This window comes from Methanosarcina sp. KYL-1 (genome assembly GCF_024372725.1).
Lineage (GTDB): Archaea > Halobacteriota > Methanosarcinia > Methanosarcinales > Methanosarcinaceae > Methanosarcina.
Map to the genome: position 1 here is coordinate 17,006 of NZ_VOUA01000002.1, position 17,065 is coordinate 34,070.

General features: G+C 48.0%; 14 protein-coding genes. 7 read left to right on the forward strand and 7 right to left on the reverse strand.

Annotated features, from left to right (window positions below; translation table 11 throughout):
* Positions 1 to 6: 6 nt before the first annotated feature.
* A complete protein-coding gene (locus FTO70_RS02085; protein ID WP_255334049.1) occupies positions 7 to 456 on the reverse strand; it encodes a hypothetical protein in 450 nt (149 codons plus the stop codon).
* Between the two features lie 279 nt (positions 457 to 735).
* Between FTO70_RS02085 and msrB the strand changes: the two genes are divergently transcribed.
* Together msrB and FTO70_RS02095 are read left to right on the forward strand one after the other, a co-directional pair.
* Positions 736 to 1,158 carry a peptide-methionine (R)-S-oxide reductase MsrB gene (gene msrB, locus FTO70_RS02090; RefSeq protein ID WP_255334050.1) on the forward strand — a complete coding sequence of 141 codons (423 nt, stop codon included), beginning with the start codon at positions 736 to 738 and terminating at the stop codon, positions 1,156 to 1,158.
* A 505-nt stretch (positions 1,159 to 1,663) separates the two neighbouring features.
* Positions 1,664 to 2,323, forward strand: coding sequence for an HAD family phosphatase (locus FTO70_RS02095; RefSeq protein ID WP_255334051.1), 660 nt, complete (start codon positions 1,664 to 1,666; stop codon positions 2,321 to 2,323).
* Between the two features lie 70 nt (positions 2,324 to 2,393).
* On the opposite strand, the gene FTO70_RS02100 is transcribed toward FTO70_RS02095, so the two are convergent.
* From FTO70_RS02100 to FTO70_RS02115, 4 genes are all read right to left on the reverse strand, one after another.
* Positions 2,394 to 3,533: a UDP-N-acetylglucosamine--N-acetylmuramyl-(pentapeptide) pyrophosphoryl-undecaprenol N-acetylglucosamine transferase gene (locus FTO70_RS02100; RefSeq protein ID WP_255334052.1), complete on the reverse strand. Its 1,140-nt coding sequence runs from the start codon at positions 3,531 to 3,533 to the stop codon at positions 2,394 to 2,396.
* 474 nt (positions 3,534 to 4,007) lie between these two features.
* Positions 4,008 to 5,393, reverse strand: a complete 1,386-nt coding sequence (gene mtaB / locus FTO70_RS02105) for a methanol--corrinoid protein co-methyltransferase MtaB (RefSeq protein ID WP_255334053.1) — start codon at positions 5,391 to 5,393, stop codon at positions 4,008 to 4,010.
* A 10-nt stretch (positions 5,394 to 5,403) separates the two neighbouring features.
* On the reverse strand, positions 5,404 to 6,180 hold the full coding sequence (mtaC, locus tag FTO70_RS02110; RefSeq protein WP_255334054.1) for a methanol--corrinoid protein MtaC: 777 nt from the start codon (positions 6,178 to 6,180) through the stop codon (positions 5,404 to 5,406).
* A 191-nt stretch (positions 6,181 to 6,371) separates the two neighbouring features.
* Positions 6,372 to 6,641: a hypothetical protein gene (locus FTO70_RS02115; RefSeq protein WP_255334055.1), complete on the reverse strand. Its 270-nt coding sequence runs from the start codon at positions 6,639 to 6,641 to the stop codon at positions 6,372 to 6,374.
* 790 nt (positions 6,642 to 7,431) lie between these two features.
* On the opposite strand from FTO70_RS02115, the gene FTO70_RS02120 reads away from it, so the two are divergent.
* The 3 genes from FTO70_RS02120 (at position 7,432) to FTO70_RS02130 (ending at position 9,725) form a co-directional block, all read left to right on the forward strand.
* Positions 7,432 to 8,286, forward strand: coding sequence for a winged helix-turn-helix domain-containing protein (locus FTO70_RS02120; protein ID WP_255334056.1), 855 nt, complete (start codon positions 7,432 to 7,434; stop codon positions 8,284 to 8,286).
* Between the two features lie 90 nt (positions 8,287 to 8,376).
* On the forward strand, positions 8,377 to 9,168 hold the full coding sequence (locus FTO70_RS02125; RefSeq protein WP_255334057.1) for a winged helix-turn-helix domain-containing protein: 792 nt from the start codon (positions 8,377 to 8,379) through the stop codon (positions 9,166 to 9,168).
* Between the two features lie 80 nt (positions 9,169 to 9,248).
* The gene (locus FTO70_RS02130; RefSeq protein WP_255334058.1) at positions 9,249 to 9,725 is read left to right on the forward strand and encodes a DNA-deoxyinosine glycosylase; all 477 of its coding nucleotides are present in this window, start codon (positions 9,249 to 9,251) and stop codon (positions 9,723 to 9,725) included.
* A gap of 58 nt (positions 9,726 to 9,783) precedes the next feature.
* Here the strand turns inward: FTO70_RS02130 and FTO70_RS02135 are convergent, their stop codons facing one another.
* Positions 9,784 to 9,963: a 4Fe-4S binding protein gene (locus tag FTO70_RS02135; protein ID WP_255334059.1), complete on the reverse strand. Its 180-nt coding sequence runs from the start codon at positions 9,961 to 9,963 to the stop codon at positions 9,784 to 9,786.
* 447 nt (positions 9,964 to 10,410) lie between these two features.
* Here FTO70_RS02135 and FTO70_RS02140 point away from each other — a divergent pair, with 447 nt between their 5' ends.
* Together FTO70_RS02140 and FTO70_RS02145 are read left to right on the forward strand one after the other, a co-directional pair.
* Positions 10,411 to 10,824, forward strand: coding sequence for a hypothetical protein (locus FTO70_RS02140; RefSeq protein ID WP_255334060.1), 414 nt, complete (start codon positions 10,411 to 10,413; stop codon positions 10,822 to 10,824).
* 124 nt (positions 10,825 to 10,948) lie between these two features.
* The gene (locus FTO70_RS02145) at positions 10,949 to 14,677 is read left to right on the forward strand and encodes a PGF-pre-PGF domain-containing protein (RefSeq protein WP_255334061.1); all 3,729 of its coding nucleotides are present in this window, start codon (positions 10,949 to 10,951) and stop codon (positions 14,675 to 14,677) included.
* Positions 14,678 to 14,865: 188 nt separating this feature from the next.
* Here the strand turns inward: FTO70_RS02145 and FTO70_RS02150 are convergent, their stop codons facing one another.
* Positions 14,866 to 16,797, reverse strand: a complete 1,932-nt coding sequence (locus tag FTO70_RS02150; protein WP_255334062.1) for an SWIM zinc finger family protein — start codon at positions 16,795 to 16,797, stop codon at positions 14,866 to 14,868.
* Positions 16,798 to 17,065: the final 268 nt, after the last annotated feature.

Genomic DNA, 17,065 nt, shown 5'->3' on the forward strand with positions numbered 1-17,065 from the left:
TTTTTCTCACCGAAAGAATAGCTTGAAAACTACCAGGCTTAGAAGAAATAACCCTGTACTCACCGTGATCAGAACTTTTCCCCTTTCAAAGGGTTCTTCCCTTGCCTTCACAGCCCCGTAGCCCAGCTGTCCGAGTCCCATCCCCCCGGGAAACACCAGGGGCCATGCATAGGCCCAGCTTTCCCAGTTTTCCGTGCTGTACTGGTAAAACAGGAGCAGGCCAAGTGAGGTAAGAATCCCACCGAGGGAGGCAATTGCCTCTCCCATACTCCTTTCCGTTTCCAGGGCAGAGGCAAAGAGGAACATCCCGGATACGACAAGGTAGAAGGGCAGGGTAAACTTCCCCAGATTAATCTGCAGATGAATGACCAGTGTGAATACTGCCGCAAGAATCAGAAATATGAGGGCGGCTGCAATTATACTGTGGTCTTTTCCTTTCTCAGTATCCGCTTCCATGAAATCTTTAACTGGTGGGTTGCTTCGTTCTTACGGGCTGTTATTTATATTGAAAATTATATATGATTGCTTATATTTTTATGGTTTGCCGGTCTTTGCATCTTCCGGAAGGCCGGATGGTTTGCCTGACCCAAAGAAATAATAAAAAATCCTGTACTATACATTAATAAGTAAGAATTTCAGATCGGCAAGACATCAGATCGGAGACCATCGGATCGGAGACCATCGGATAGGAGACTATCGGATCGATAAGGAATTCAGTAAATGGGGGTTTTGTGAGTGGCGCAGCAAAAAATCGAGAAGTCGGAGGAGGAGTGGAAGAACGTTCTCACTCCCGAGCAGTACTACGTCCTGAGGCAGAAAGGCACGGAAAGGCCCTTTTCCGGGGACCTGTACTATAACAAGGAAAAAGGAGTCTATACCTGTGCTGCCTGCGGGCAGGAACTTTTTTCTTCGGACACCAAGTTTGAATCAGGGACCGGCTGGCCCAGTTTCTGGGATGCGGTCTCCAGTGACCGGGTAAGGCTCAGGGAAGACAACAGCCATTTCATGCACAGGATCGAAGTCGTCTGTTCCCGCTGCGGAGGGCACCTGGGGCATGTTTTCGAGGACGGGCCGAAACCCACAGGAAAACGCTACTGTATCAATTCCGTCTCCCTGGACTTCAAGAAGAAGCCCGAAGAAGAAAAATCCGAACGGTGAAATAGGGCCCGAAAAGCCCGAAGAATGAAATCAGGAAAGCTTAAAAGGGGGCTTGAGTAAATCTGAAACCTTCAAAAATACAGGTAGAGCTGGCCGGTTTTGTCATATTTCTGTTTCTCTACCTTGCCTTTTTCAATCTGCTGTTCAGCCTGAGAGGGTATGAATCTCCCGTCTTTGCTCCGGGGACCCTTCTTTTTTCCTTTCTCGGATACTGGCTGGGCGGGTACCTTTACGACAGGTATGTGAAATGATTCCGGAACTCCTGGGCCCCCTGGGGAATTGATCTGGCTTCTAACCGGTTTCTGGAAGTGCTCCTTCTCTGGCTTTTAATCGGGTTCCTGAAAGGGCTGCTAGATATGTTTCTAAACGGGGCTCTTATATGGGGTTTCTAATAAGGTTTCCAGATGGGGTTCCATAGCATAATCCTATAAATTTCTATATAGAATCTTTCTTTATTTAGTACTTTCACAAACTTTATTATAGACCACAGCAATCTTCCGGGTAGATGTTAAAAGCGATCATTTTCGATGTTGACGGCGTCCTTGTGGACTCCATGCGTTTCCATGCCGATGCCTGGATTGAGGCCTTCGGAGAAGCAGGAATTTCTATCAAGCGGGAGGACATTTACCAGATCGAAGGCTCGAATGGCCTGGGAGTAGTCAAATTGATCTTTGGGAAGGAAGGGAAAATCCCGGGACCTGAAGATTTTGAGTTTTTTCCCCGCAGGAAGAGGGAAGTTCTGGACTTCGACGGCATAAAGCCCTTTGAAGGAATGGTCAGCTGCCTGGAAGGGTTAAAGAGACGTTTCCGGCTTGCCCTGGTTTCGGGGTCCGACCGCAAGATCATCGAAAAGATGGTGCAGCGCTTTTTCTCCGGCATCTTTGAGGTCGCCGTTGCCGGCATTGATGTGGAAAACGGAAAACCGGCTCCCGATCCTTACCTGAAAGCGGTCGAGCTTCTGGGACTGGAAAAAGAGGAGTGCCTGGTAATCGAAAATGCTCCTCTGGGAGTGGAGGCAGCAAAAGCCGCAGGGCTTTACTGCGTTGCTGTCTCAAGCACCCTGGGGCCCGAAAGGCTGCAGCATGCAGACCTTGTGCTTGAAAACCATGCTGAGCTTTTCAGGTATCTTGAAGGGTTGAGAGCAGGGGCTGAGGAAAGGACCTGAGAAAAGGATCTAAGAAAAGGATCTAAGAAAAGGATCTAAGAAAAGGATCTAAGGAAAGGATTTGAGGATTTCAGGCAGTTTCCGTTCCCACTTCTTTTTCTAGCAGTTCCCTGATTGCTTTTGGCCCGTCCAGTTCTTTTGCAAGCCTGCGGAGGCGCTCGGTTTTATTCCTGTACTTCTTGTCTTCCAGGACTTCCCGGATGCATTCCCGGATGGCTTCGGGGCGGGTGGAATAGCTGAGCCTTCTTCCGTAAGCTTCCTCCTCGACCACTGCGGCGTTGCTTTCCTGTTCGTTGTGTCCTTCGTCCGGGAAAGAGAGGATAGGGATTCCGAAACTCAAGGCTTCCATCATGGTGCTGTGCCCGCCCGGGGCAATTACCACATCCGAGCTCTTGAAGTAGGGGAAAGCATCTTTTATGAAAGGAAGGACCTGCACGTTTTCCGGCAGGTCTGTGAATTTCGACGAATCAAGATTGGGGCCTGAAATGAGGGTATAGTGGATGTCGGGGTCTAATTTTGCTGTTTCAAGCACGTTCCTGAAGATCGGCTCCCTGTACCCGAAGCCGCCTATAAGTGAGAGGACATGCGGTTTTTTGAGGGGTATTTCTTCTACTTCTTCGTACTTTTCCCTGACAAGGGGCCCGCTGTAAAAGAGCTTTTCCCGGACTTTCGGGGTGAAACTCAGGTTTTTCCTGCAGACCGTATAGGGCAGGGGGTAGTCCGGGATAATTATCCTGTCCGCCAGTTCAAAGACCTGGTTGTAGAGCTTTTTTGTCAGTTCCCCGAGAAGCCTGATGGGCACTCCCCTGTTCCTGAAGAATTCTTCCATATTTGACTGGTTAAGGATAAGGTATACTGGAATTTTGAGGGCTTTTGCTGCAAGGATTCCCAGGTAATAGCTGTCCGAAACCACCACATCAGGTTCAATGTCTCTGGTTATCTTCAGGATTTTCGGGCCGCCCAGGATCTGCGCGCTCTTGAGGGTTGCCTCAATGGACCCTTTGAAGTCCAGGGTTCCTGCCTTTCCAACCAGCTTTATTTCCGAGGGGATCTCATGGGCGGCGTAACCCACCTTTTCAACAAGTTCCTTCGAATAGCCATATGCTCCGAAGTGGACTTCATGCCCTGCACTCATTAGCTCTTTTCCCAGGGCGAGGCAGCGGCTTGTATGCCCGAGTCCTTCCCCGCACATGAAAATGATTATCTTCATCCAGCATAACTCCTTTTCTTCTGGCTTCAGGACTTCTTTCTCAAAGGTTTCCGGACTGTCATCTGTCTATTTTCCCGAACAAAAATAAAGATTTGCTCTCAGAAGAGGATTTTTCTGGCTGGCGCTTTTCAGAAAATAATTTTAATTCCTTCTTTCGGTTCTACCTGTTATAATTTCTTCTTCCGGTTCTACCTGTCATGTAGATGTTGTATTAATGGGCAGGTAACTATTCTAAATGATCGGATGACCAATCAAAATTGTTTCGGGCTGCCTGGAATAGTTATATGGATGACCATTAAAGTCATCCGGATGTAGTAACAATCCGGGCTAGAGGGTTTGAGGGTTAAAAATGTGAGGAAAAACGGACAGTACCGAAATATGCAGAAACGCAATGTGAAAAACGCAATGTGAAAAACGCAATGTGCAGTATAAGTAAATGAACTCAAAAAAGAAAAAAGAAAAGGAGATTTCGGCTTAGAAGCCGTAGTTCTCCGGAAGGAATACCTTTACTTCGCTCTGGTACTTGGTGAGGCAGTCGCTCATGAACTTGTCCATGTCGTCCGGAAGGACTTCGAGAGCTGCCTTTGCGTCTGCAAGGGCCTTTGCCTCGAACCTGGAGAGTGAGAGCTTTCCTGCAACGCCTTCTTCGACTATGTTGCAGCATTCGACTGCAGCGTTCTTTGCCCTGAGGTAGATGTTGTCTCCGTCCTTGACGATTGCCTGGCCGACCTTGTATGCGTTGTCGTATGCAAGCACGTAGGACTGGGGGTCTCTGTACCTGTCGGAGAGCATGAGGAGGTCCCTGAGAACTTTTTCGTTCTTGGTTTCAAGAGCGGTGTTCATGAGGGCGCAGTCGTATGCAAGGGACTCGGACCAGCACTGAACAGTGGTACCGCCGAATTCACCGTGGTACTCAACGGACTCGTTGGACCAGCAGTCACAGCACTGCATGATGAGGTTGCCCATTACGTCGGAGTGGGCGCAGGTGGAGGTCTTACCTTCCTGGGTCATCGGCTTGCCGGTGATTGCTTTGATGATGATGTTTTCGTATCCGCAGTCCTTTCCGGGGCCCATTGCGCCACATTCGTATGCAACGAGGGACCTGGGGGCGGAGATTGCCCTTGCGAGGATTGCGAGGGTGTGGGCGAGGTTCTTGTCGAGCAGCCCGCCGCCGATGAACATTGCGGTGTTTGCCTGGGCGCAGTCGGTGTCACCGGCTGCAACGGTGCCGGTCTTCTTTGCAATTGCGGCGATGTCGGACCAGATCATTTCCATGTCGATGGAGCCGAGGCAGCCGATTGCATAGAGCATACCTGCGATGTCGTTCCTGAGAACGGCGTAGTCGAAGACTTCTTTTCCACCCATGCTCTCAACGGAAAGCAGGTCTGCACCGGACTTGGCGCATTCTTCGAAGGCTTCGAGGAAGACGGAGTACTTGTCGCCTCTGAGCTGGAGGAAGTCCCTGTTTTCACGGATGTCACCAATGGTGTGGCGGAGTGCGCACTTTATGCCGTATTCATCGTGGTATTCTTCCATGATGGTCTTCTGGGCGTGTGCAACTTCTGCTCCCCAGGAGGGGTTGTTGGACATCTGCTGGACGTGTTCGGTTTCGAGGATAACTGCGGGGAAACCGACCTGGACCATTCTTGCCATGATGTCGGTGGTGATCCTCTCGTATTCCTTTACGAGTTTTTCCTTGGATGCACCGGCTTCAGGCCTGGGTGCGTAGTTAACTTCAGGAATTGTGTAGCCTGCACCGATCTCAAGGCCAAGGCCTGCCTTTACGGGGTGCTTGGATACTCCGAAGCTCATTTCGTCTGCGCTTGCGTATGCCATTGAAGTGTATCTTGTTGCTGCCATTTCATTCACCTCAGTGCTTGTGGAATTTCTCTCTTAATACTGCGATATCGGTGGTACCTGCAACGATTGCGTCTGCAATCTTGGGTGCGTCAGCTGCTTCTTCTCCGTACACACCAAGGGCATACTGAGACACGAAGTCCTGGTTCACTGCGCCGCCGCCGCATGCGAAAGGTACTTTGAGGCCTTTCTCAACAAGCTTGTCGTTGACTTCCTTGAAGGCATACATGGTGGTGGTCATGAGTGCGGTCCCTGTGACCATGATGGGCTTGTTTTCCTGGACTGCTGCAACGACTTCGTCTACAGGCACGTCCCTTCCGAGGTCGACCACGTCATAGCCGTTTGCCCTGAGGAGAGCAGCTACGATGTTCTTGCCGATGTCGTGGACGTCACCTTCTGCGACGTGGCAGACAATAGTTCCCTTGGTTTCAGGGGCAGTTTCGGAGTTTTCCTTACAGAATTCGATACCATCAAGCATGGCGTCAGCAGACATCATAACGTTGGGGAGGAAAATGACACCGTCGTCGTAGAGTTTGGTGACAACAGCCATTCCGACCATGAGGGCGTCATCGATAAGGGCGATCGGGTCCTTGCCTGCGTCCATTGCTGCCTGGAGCCCTTCGATCACATCATCTTCTTCACCTTCGAAGATTGCCTTTGCGATCGGGTAGACTAACTCGTCTTTCGGGTAGAGCTCTTCTGCCGCTTCTTCAGGAGTCATCTCCTTTTCCAGAGCTACGTTGTATCTGGTTAAGACATTTTTCAGACTTGCCTCTGTAAAGTCCAACATATTTTTTAACCTCCATTTTATGATTCATACGAAAGGTTCCCTTTTTCCACCTTCATCCGGCTGTGCGATTTCCGGGTGCATGGTAGAGGGGAGTTCTGGTCAGTAGCAGGTTTTGCGGGCTTTCGCACTCTTTTTGGGTTCGGCCTTTTGAGGGTTTTCACCTCTGTGGGTCACATCCCTTTGCAGTTGCCTCACATTTGCCAGTTCTCAGAACTGTTGCCTTTTTTATTTTTCTCCATGTCCGCATGCTGACATGTATTTGCAGCATCATTAGGGGAAATCATCCCATATACCATAACCGACGGGAATTTTTCCTGGCCTTTTACTGAGGTGCATTGGCTCCAAAATTTTGAATCGGCAGTGTGGATTTTTTTGCCTTTCATTTTTTGCCCAGTTTTCTCCCGGTAGATGGGCTCAAAAATTTTCGGCTTATTTTTCGGCTTATTTTTCGGGTAGCTCAAAATTTCGTGATCTCAACTTCTTTTGGCCCTCTTCCCCATCCTGATCGAAAAAAAGATTTCTTTCAGTTTTTAGCTTCTTCGCCCTTACTTCTTCGCCCTTACTTCTTTGCCCTTACTTCTTCGCCCTTACTTCTTTTCTGCTTACTTCTTTTCTGCTTACTTCTTTTCTGCTTACTTCTTTTCTGCTTACTTCTTTTCCGCTTACTCTCCTCTACGGGCACCTGGCTTTGTGCTGAAGTATTGCCTGTGTGAGTGGAATGCGGGTAATAGTCAGCTATTTGCTGTTATTCGCTGTTTCCGGGGGGAAGTATTCCCTCTTTAAAGTGAGCTGCCAGGGGATTGCTGTTTCATCTTATAAGTCTACTTTGTGATTTTTTTGGGACAATGTCATTATGGAGATTAATTCAATCAAAAATTTCAATGTTCATGTTTTCATTTTACAGTGTTACATTTTTTATTTATCTGAGTAGTTCCGGGGAGCTCTGTTCTCCTTTCACGGCTTTAGCGGTCGATTTTTCATTCAAGTGCGGGACTTTCTCTTACTTTGCAGGTTGTTTTTGTAAGACGTCCTCGCGTTTGAAATTATTCATCCAAATTCTTTTATATAAATGGGTATATCGATAACCCGCTGTCTGTGGCAATCCAATTCCCAATTACATTCCCCGGTTTTAAGTCATGCAGGGCCGGGTGATTCCCGGATTTTTTATGCGCCTCCTGGTGGCTGCTTTTCCCGGCATGGCATAAACACGTTATAATCATAAAATAAAAAAACGAGATTGAAGTGGTTTGAATGCAACCAGAGTTAATAGATGTCGTATTTCGTTCCCAAAAAAGAAGAGACCTCCTTTTACTCCTGGGAGAAAAAACCCGAACAATCGAAGAGATCAAAACCCTTCTTGATGTTTCCCCCACCTCTATCCTGCCCCAGATCAAGCGGCTTACCGACAGCAGCCTGGTCGTTCAGAGGGATGGAGTATATGAATTAACCGACTTGGGAGAACAGGTGGTAAAAAAAGTCCGGCCCCTGGTCAACGTCCTTTCTCTTCTCGAAACAAACGATTACTGGCTGGAGCACGACCTCAGCGGGATTCCGCAGTACCTTCAAGAAAGGCTCGGAGACCTGAAGGGCTGCCAGCTGTTTGAACCCGATCCCAGCCAGATTTTTGAGCCCAGTACGGACCTCCTGCACTTTTTTTCAACTTCAAGGTATATGGTGGCGCTTTCTTCTTTTTACAGGCCTGAATTCCTTCCCCTTTACTCAAGGTTGGGGAGGACGGGGGCAGAAGTTTCCATGATTTTTACGGAATCGGTGCTGGAAAAAACCCTCTACAATTATGAGAAGAAAATAAAGAAATTTGCAGGAATGGGGAATACCGAACTCTTCGCCTGTAATGACGGGGTCAGGATTGCCGAACTTATTATTTCCGATCGCGGGATGATTCTTTCCCTCTTTGCCAGGAATGGCAGGTTCTACCATGACTATGTGTTCTGTCCCGATCCGCAGGCTATCCAGTGGGGCATGGAACTCTTTGAATTCTATAAATCCGGGTCCTGGAAGATCGAAGACGCAGGAGACATGGAGCACTTTGAATGCACGTCCAGAGGCGAGCCCCTTCCCGAGTCCCTCCTGTTCAGCCTGCAGTAAGAAGCACAACAGAGCTGCCGATTTCAGGTTTTAATTCCCGGATTGTCTCTTTCCCCCTAACCCTTTATCCCCTTCCGGAGGTTTAATCGAATGAGCATGGACTTGCAGTTAATAGATACGATTTTCTTTTCGGATAAAAGGAAGAATTTGCTCCTGTTTCTGAAGGACGGGCCCAGAACTATTGAAGAAATCAAGACTGTGCTTGATGTCAGCTCAAGCCCCATTATGGCTCAGATCCGAATCCTGCTAAAGGATGGGCTGCTGGTGCAAAAAGGGGACAGCTACGAACTCTCGGTTAAAGGGAAGCTGATCGTCCCCAGGATGGAACCCCTGCTCTCGACTTTCCGGGTTTTTGATGAAAACCATGAGTACTGGGCAAGGCAGGACCTGCACACCCTCCCCGGACACCTGCTTGACAGGATAGGGGAGATCGGGAGCTGCAGGGAACTTGTGCCTGACAGGACCCACATCTTTGATTATCCCCCGGAAATAATGGGCCCCCTCTACAAATCAACTACCGTGCTGGAAGTCTCCTCAATTTTCCGCCCCGGCTATCCCGGGCTTTACCTGGACCTTGCCCGGAAAGGAATTGAAGTCTTGCTTGTCCTTGACCGCCCCATATACGAAAAGCTGGTTTCAGGCTACAGGGAAGAGGTAAATGAGTTCATTAGCATGGAAAATACAAGCCTCTTCGTCTGCGATCACAAAATCGAGCTGGCTTCCGGACTTGTTACAGACCGTTTTATTTCCCTCTCCCTGGTCTCGAAGGACGGCCGGTACTATAACCACGAGATGGTGAGCTTTGAGAGAAGCGCCTTTGCCTGGGGCCAGGAACTTTTCTCCTATTACAGAGATATTTCGGAGCAGGTAACGGAAATTTGAAATTTCCGTCTCCTTTCCCCCCGCTTAATATCTCCTTTCCCAAAGCTTAAAATAGCCTGAAAATCCTGCTTTCTGAAGCCATGAAAAAGCAAGGTTTTCCCCCGGTCCTTTACAAAAACACCGAAATCCTTATTCTCGGCTCCCTTCCCAGCGACGAGTCCATCCGAAAGCAGCAGTACTACGGAAACCCGGGAAATGATTTCTGGAGGCTGCTAGGTAGGGCTCTCGGAGAAGACCTTCAGGGCATGGAATACGAAGGAAGGCTTGAAGCCCTGAAGCGCAATTCAATCGGGCTCTGGGATGTTTTTAAAGCCGGAAGCAGGGAAGGGAGCCTGGATTCGGAGATCGGGGCTGAAGAACTAAATGACTTTTCAAAACTGAAGGAACTGGCTCCGGAGCTCAGGCTGGTCTGTTTCAACGGCAAAAAAGCGGGGAAATACGAATCCCTGCTCCTAAAAATGGGGTATGGAACAATAGTCTTGCCTTCCTCAAGCGGGGCAAACCGGAGGTTTTCAAAAAAGAGAGTCTCGGAGTGGGAAGCTGTTTTCAAACGTTGAAATCTCCACTCTCAAAGGTCGAGAATTATCCCGGATTTATCCCGGATTTATCCCGGACTTATTCTACTTTAATTGCTGCTGCCGGGCAGGCTTCTTCACAGGCCCCGCAGTCCACGCATTCATCTTCATCCACAACTGCGCAGCCTGCGTCTTCGTCAATAATGATTGCTTCCACAGGACATTCGTCCACACAGGTTCCACAGCCGGTACATTCTTCTTTGTTGACTTTTGCTGGCATATCTTTTTCGCTCCTTTGCTTTGTTAAGGATAATATGGTCCTTCTTCATTTTATTCGTCTACATTTATATATTTATGTGTCCCGTTTTGAGAATATCGGGGGTAAATTTTTTGTATGCTTCTGATCGTTTTTCTTTATCCCCTTACTGTTAAATATAATCAAAATAAACATGTCAAAAATTGTCGTACAAAATCCATTCCCAATTATTCTTAAAGCTGAGAATATCTTTCAACTTAAACGATGAACTATTATACTGAAATCTAAAGTATCTTAATCATTTTCTCCCTTTAAGCAGCAAATATATGCGATATATTTTTTATGAAATCTGTACATAATACATATTACTAATTTTTTACATAACTTAATAAAAATAAAAAGGATATCTACTCTACTGCAAATCTCTAAAAGCTTCTCATAAAAATCAAAATCATTGCCCTGGGGCATTACATGGACATAACAAAAAAAGATCAAAGCTGTAGGGGCCTGGCTAAGAGGATAATGCGCCATCCCTCAATTTACTTCTTTATTATAATATTTACTACCTTTGCAATTGGCTGCATTGAAGGAGAGCCCTCTCAAAATGTGTCTGATACTCCTCCGGATGATCAAAACAATTCCGGGGCCAACATAACTGAAAATGTAGAGAAAACGCTTGTGGGACACCAAATCGTATACTATGACATAGCCGGTGAGCCCAGGTATTACAACATATCCAAAAAAGATATTCGTAATATTGAAAAGTCCGAATCGGACGGTGAGGTCATATGGATCGTAACGGTCGGATCCGGTATGCAGTGGGAGATACACCTGAACAGTACCGGCGAGTCGATCCTTAAAGAAATACAATTATTCAGGACCTGAAGAAGGTGTTAATATAAAAACGGGAATCTGTATTTTCTTATTATTTATATTCTTATTATCCACAACCGGAAGCGCAGTCTCGGATGAATTCCATTCGAGCAGTGAAGCTATTTCCGAGGCACAGGTGAATAATGGACAGGTCCCTCTGAACAAAGAAGCCCTATTCGCAGCAAAATACGGACCTGACTGGAAAGTTTCGGTAGACAGAAGCTCAAACCTGCCGAGGAGAATGGTAGGAAGCAGTATCGAACTTACTGGAACTTCCGGGGGAGCAGAGCCTGAAGTCAGGAAATTCATTGCTGATAACAGCCAGGTCTTCGGCCTGGAGTCCGCAGAACTGGAGCTTATAAAAGAGGACCATGACCCTTCGCTATATGAAAAAGGCAGCGGTATAAGCAATCTTGTCTATCGGCAGTCGTATAAGGGGATCCCCGTATATTCCTCAAGGATTGGGGCCACTGTAAACGATGGAAAGCTCGTGGCCGTGGATTCCAGCTACTTCCCCGATATAACAGCCCCAACGGAAGCTTCAATAGATGAAATACAGGCTCTCTCTGCCGCAGGCAGAGATCTTGGTATTAATATTGCCCTTCCTGTTACACCCTTGAGTTCGGTCTCGCTGGAAGAACTTTCCGGACCGGTATTTTCCGTACCCTCCTCTGAGAAAGACGCTACCAGAGCGGAGCAAATCTCCCTTGTGATCTATCCTGTGGAATACGAAGGTGGCTATGAATACCATCTTGCCTACGAAATCGAACTGTCCCCTCTCAGGGACCCCCTGAGAGCCTGGGTTTATTTCGTGGATGCAAATGACGGGCAGATCCTGTACAGGTACGACAGGATGATTCCTCTCGATGTAAACGGGAATGTGACCGGCACAGTGTACCCCGAATGCCCTGCCGATACCCCTATAAATGTTCCTTTCCGGAACCAGACAGTATCGGTATTTAATGAAACAACTAAAGTTATCTATTCTGAAAGATTTAACGAGGCCACAGGGTATGCAGTAACTTCCAATTCTATCGACCTGGCCGGTGCGGTCAATTCCAGATTAAATTTCAGTACAAGATACGATATCGAATCCGGATATGATTATGCATATGTGGCTATTTCCGAAGACGGGAATTTGTTCGATTTTATAGAAAACTTTACCGGAAGCCAGGATTTCTGGACAGATGAGTCCGTAGACATATCAGCCTATGACGGGAAGCAGGTCTGGATCGGGTTTTATTACTTCACCGATGAATACGTTCTCGGCGAAGGTTTCTACGCAGACAACATCACAGTCTCCAGTGATAATGGGGTAGTATTTGCTGATGACCTGGAAAACAATGGTGAAAACTGGAACATTGATAAATTCAGCCTGAAAAGGATAGGGCTCAATCCGGTAACGATTACAACGGACAGGAACGGTTCCTATAACTTCACGGGTGTAGGAGAGGACATTAACATATATTCGGAGTTAAGCGGCCCTTATGTGAAGGTCATCAATGAGGACAAAACAGATGCCTTCGTGGAATTTAACCTGACCTCGCCCACATACGATTGGAACTGGGCTGATACGGATACATCCTACAAAAGAGAGGAGTCCAATGTATTCTACCATGTGAATGTCATCCACGACTATTTCACAAAGGAAAGCCCCTTTGACATACATTCCATGGACTACCAGGCAATTGCTACCGTAGAGTACGGGTCGGAAAGTGGGAATGCAGGCTCGGATGGGAGAGACATCTATCTCTTTGGAGCAGGGGGCAGGTATGAGTCCACAGCCGTCCTTAGTGATGTGATTTACCACGAGTATACACACAGCGTTGTTGGGCATGTCTACACGACAGATCTGCCGTATAGAGGTGAATCCGGAGCCCTTAATGAAGGCTGGGCAGACTATTTTGCATGCACGGTTAACAATAATTCCTTAGTAGGGGAGGGATTCTATGTTAGCAGTGGCAGTGCCCTGAGAAACATAAATAATACCAATCGATATCCTGAAGATATTATTAATGAGGTACATTATGACAGCCAGATTATATCGGGCGCCATGTGGGACCTCAGGGAGCTTCTGGGCGCTGAGCTTGCTGACGAGCTGGTCCTCAGGGGCATGAAACTCGAGCCTAAGGACTTCCAGGAATACCTTGAAGATATACTGATAGTCGATGATGACAACGCCGACCTGGGCGATGGGACTCCTCATATCAATGCTATCTACAGGGCGTTTTATGTAAACCACGGGGTAAACACGGAATTCTTCGATCTCGCCGCCCCGGAGGTTTCCGGGGAATATCCCTCCAGCGGCTCATATATCACCAGCAACACCAAGGCCATTGCTGCCAATTTAACATATGTGTTCGACATGGACCCTTCATCCGTTTACATGACGGTTAACGGGGAACCTGCCGCAGTGACAAAAACAGAAATAAACAGTGGTTATAGGGTCGAACATACCCCTTCCATACCATACGGGGACGGGGCAGTCACGGTTTGTTTAAATGCCTCGGATGCTGCAGAAAACTCTGTTTCCCACAGCTGGTCATTCGTCGTGGATACGGAATCCCCAATCTCAAATACTCCGGAGGACGTGGAATTTTCAGCAAACAGCACCGTGTACTTCACAGGCTGGAAGCTCTTTGACCGGTATCCGGGATACTATTGGGTATTACGTGATGGGGAACAGATTGTACCCCCTTCGCGGTGGTCAAATGATACGACCCTCTCAATCCCTGTGAATACCGATATCGGGCCTGGGGATTTTAACTACACCATAATATACAATGATACTGCCGGAAACTATGGGGAGCAGGACACTGTTACCATAAGCATCGATTACTTTGCGGCCCCGGCAATCAACATAATCTCCCCGGCAGACGGCTATTCAACAACCTCGAATTCAATAACGGTTTTTGGAACCGTAAACGGCACTGGGTCATTACCCTCGGTTACCGTAAATGGGGTTGATGCAGACCTTTTCCTTGAAAGTTTCAATGGCACATTCTCAAAAACCGTATTCATCTCCCCGGGAATAAACACAATATATGCAAATGCCACCGATGAACGAGGAGCCACAAACAATACTTCCATAAACATTACAAGAACCTCAGCTTCAACAGGAGGTGGCGGAGGTGGTGGAAGTAGCGAAAGCAGTGGAAGCAGCGGCGGTGGCGGAGGTGGTGGATCCCCTGAACCCCAGAGTAATGTCGAGATCAAGGAACTTGCCCAGCAGTTCGTGACAAATGGGAACCGGGTCAGGTTCGTGTTTTCGCAGGAAGTAACTCCCGTAGTTTATGTGGAATTCGATGCCAGAAAAAGTTTCGGAAAGACCACAACCATTATCGAAGCGCTGAAGGGGAAGTCCGTCCTTACTCCTGCCGGACCTGAAGGAGATGTCTACAGGTACCTGAACATATGGGTAGGAAACGGGGGTGTAGCAACCCCGGAAAATATAGGCACCCCTGTCATCGGGTTTAAGGTGGAGAAATCCTGGCTGGAAGAAAACGATATTTTAGAATCCTCTATCAAACTGTGGAGGTATAATGATGATGTGTGGAATTTACTCCTACCGGATAAAGTAGGGGAAGACGATGAATACGTCTACTTCGAGGCCGAGACCCCTGGATTCTCACCTTTTGCCATAACAGGTGTTACACAGGAAGAAACCGGGATACAGAAAAGCACTCTGGAACTGGTCCCGGTTAAAAATCCTACCGAGGCCTCAGCCGGGACCGGTGAACAGCCGACATCCGGTGAGAGCATTGAACAGCCCGAATCCGGAGAGGGAAATGCTGCGGGCCTGGATTTTAGATTTGTAGTGATGCTGCTCGCCTGTGCATCCCTGGTTGTAAGGAGGAGAAGCTGATGCTTCTCTTCCTATCATTTTATTCCTGAAAAAGTTTGTAAACTTAATAGCTGAAACTTAATAGCTGAATCCAGGGGCAAGCTTTTGTATATATTTTTTCCCTGATGGAGCCGGCATTCTTTCTTGAAGTGGCTTTCCTCTTACCTATGTGAGACATCTTTCCATCGAGACATCTTCCAATAAGCTACTCATATGTCAATGGCCCTGTCTTTTTCCATCATATCAAGGATTTCAAGCAGCTTTCTTTTGAGCCTGTTCTTTTCCCTTATCTCCCCGAGATAGGACTCCCACTCGGCTTTTTGACCCCCGGCTTCCAGAGCATTCCTGACCATCCGGAGATAGATGGAAGCAGATTCATATGCGTCTGTCTTTGTCCTGGCAATGAGTTCCTCTGCAATCATTTTCCAGATATCGATCGCAATTTCCGGATATTTCTCCTGTACGGCGCGGGCAATTCTATCTCGCCGGGTAAAATACCTGTCGTGCCTGTCTTCTCCCCTTTTCTCCCTTATTTTCAGCTCTTTGTACCGCCTGGCCACTTCATCGGGATTTTCTTCTTCGACGGCTATGTCGATCAAAAGGTCAAGGGCAGGTGCATCAATTATCCAGAATGAATCCCTGTCCGTCAGGCCTGTCTTTGGAAGGATGCCGGGCAGGCTTGAGGGCTCTTCGCCGGGTCCGGCCCTGTCTGCGGGCAGGTTTCCGCTTTCCAGGTAGGCATGGACAGCTTCCCGGACTTTTTCCCATACCCCCGCTTTTTTTGCTGCATCCCGCAGCTCTGTGTAACATTGCAGTGAAGGGTACCTGAAAAACTCTTCGGCTCGCAGGGCGGCTAAATAGGGCCAGTCCTCGTCCTTTTCCTTGATTTCAAGGAGAGCCCGGAAGAGTTCATAGGCAGTTCCCGGGTACGATTTCCTGGTTTTTTTTATTTCCCGGTAGATCCGATCTTCTGCCTTTTCCTTTTGCCCTGCGGCAAGCAGCACTTTAACCAGCTGGACGCTGCTCCAATCCTCTCCTGCTTCTGTTTCCTCTTCACAAAGGGAGATTGCTTCTTCATAATTCCCGGCTTTTTCAAGCGCACGGGCAAGCCGTTTTACAAGCTGTTCCCGGCCCCAGTCGGAGTATGAGGGAGTTTTTCCGCTGTCGCTTGCCTCCAGCCTGCCTTTAAGGATTTCGGAAAAGCGGTTCCACTCCTCGACTGGAAAATCCGAATTCCAGAAGGCTTCTTCGTCAAAAATCCCGTATTCGTCTTTTAATTCAAAGTCCAGGACCATGAGCATCCTTTCGTGGGCCGGGCTTCCGGACTCCAGGAGGGCTTTTATTACTACCCCCATGCATTCGTTGATCTTCATGCCGATATCCCCCTCTTCGTCATAAGGGGCTATTTCTTCATAGCCTTCCAGAATTTTCATCCCTATATCCGTAACCTCCACCGCATGCCCGGCTTCAAGGAGGCTTTCCATCCGGTTCCGTATATCTGAATAATCAGGGGGTGTGGATTCGTAATCCCTGTAGTCATAACTTTTGGCTTCTTCCCAGAGCTCTTCCAGTTCGGAATATATGTCCCTTACTGTCCCCTCCGTATCACCCGATGCAAGGTTCAGCATGTCCCACAGGTGCCTGGAAAGCAGGGAATCCCTATCCGATAAATTCATCAAAAGGTCAATAAGTTCCTCTTTTTCCATCTGCCCCAGGTACTCCCTCAGTTCTGCCCGGAAAACCTGATACGAATCCCGGGTCTCCCCGAGTTTCGGGGCAGGTCCCTGTCGGGCCATAATAATGAGCAGGTCCCCTTCGGCAGCAACGGGCACTTCTTCTCCCTGTTCTGCGAGTTCAAGGTATTCAAGTACAGCCGCAACCCCGTGTTTGCAGTCCCCTCCAACCGGGCAGGTGCAGGTGGAACTCAGTTTTCCATTTTCCAGGGAAACTTCCGTGAAATACGTTTTTGTCCCCTGCACCCGGGCTACCAGCCCTCCTTCCGGAGTGCTTTTTATCTCTTTTACCCTTTCTTCGTCCTGGTACTTCATTCCCTTTGCAGTGGCTTTATCTCCCGTCCAGGCCTGGAGGTCGCTCCATGTGAGTTCCCTGAAAGGATCAGGGTTTTTGCTTTCCGATGGCATAAGCTACTATTTCGGGCAGGTGATATAAAAATGGGAATTAGGGGATGTCCTTGCTTCCTTTGCAGGGCCACGGTTGAATCTTTTAAGAGGTATATGACATCTTATTCTTTTCGAGTCATCTCTTCCAGGCTGCTTCCACTTGCATTCCGGGTTAGCCTCCAGCGTTTAACGTCTCGGTTTTGGATACTGTTTTAATACCTTTAGTTACATAATCCTTTCATATTATTTGCATTTGTTATATATTCATTTATTTATGCGGTTACAGCAT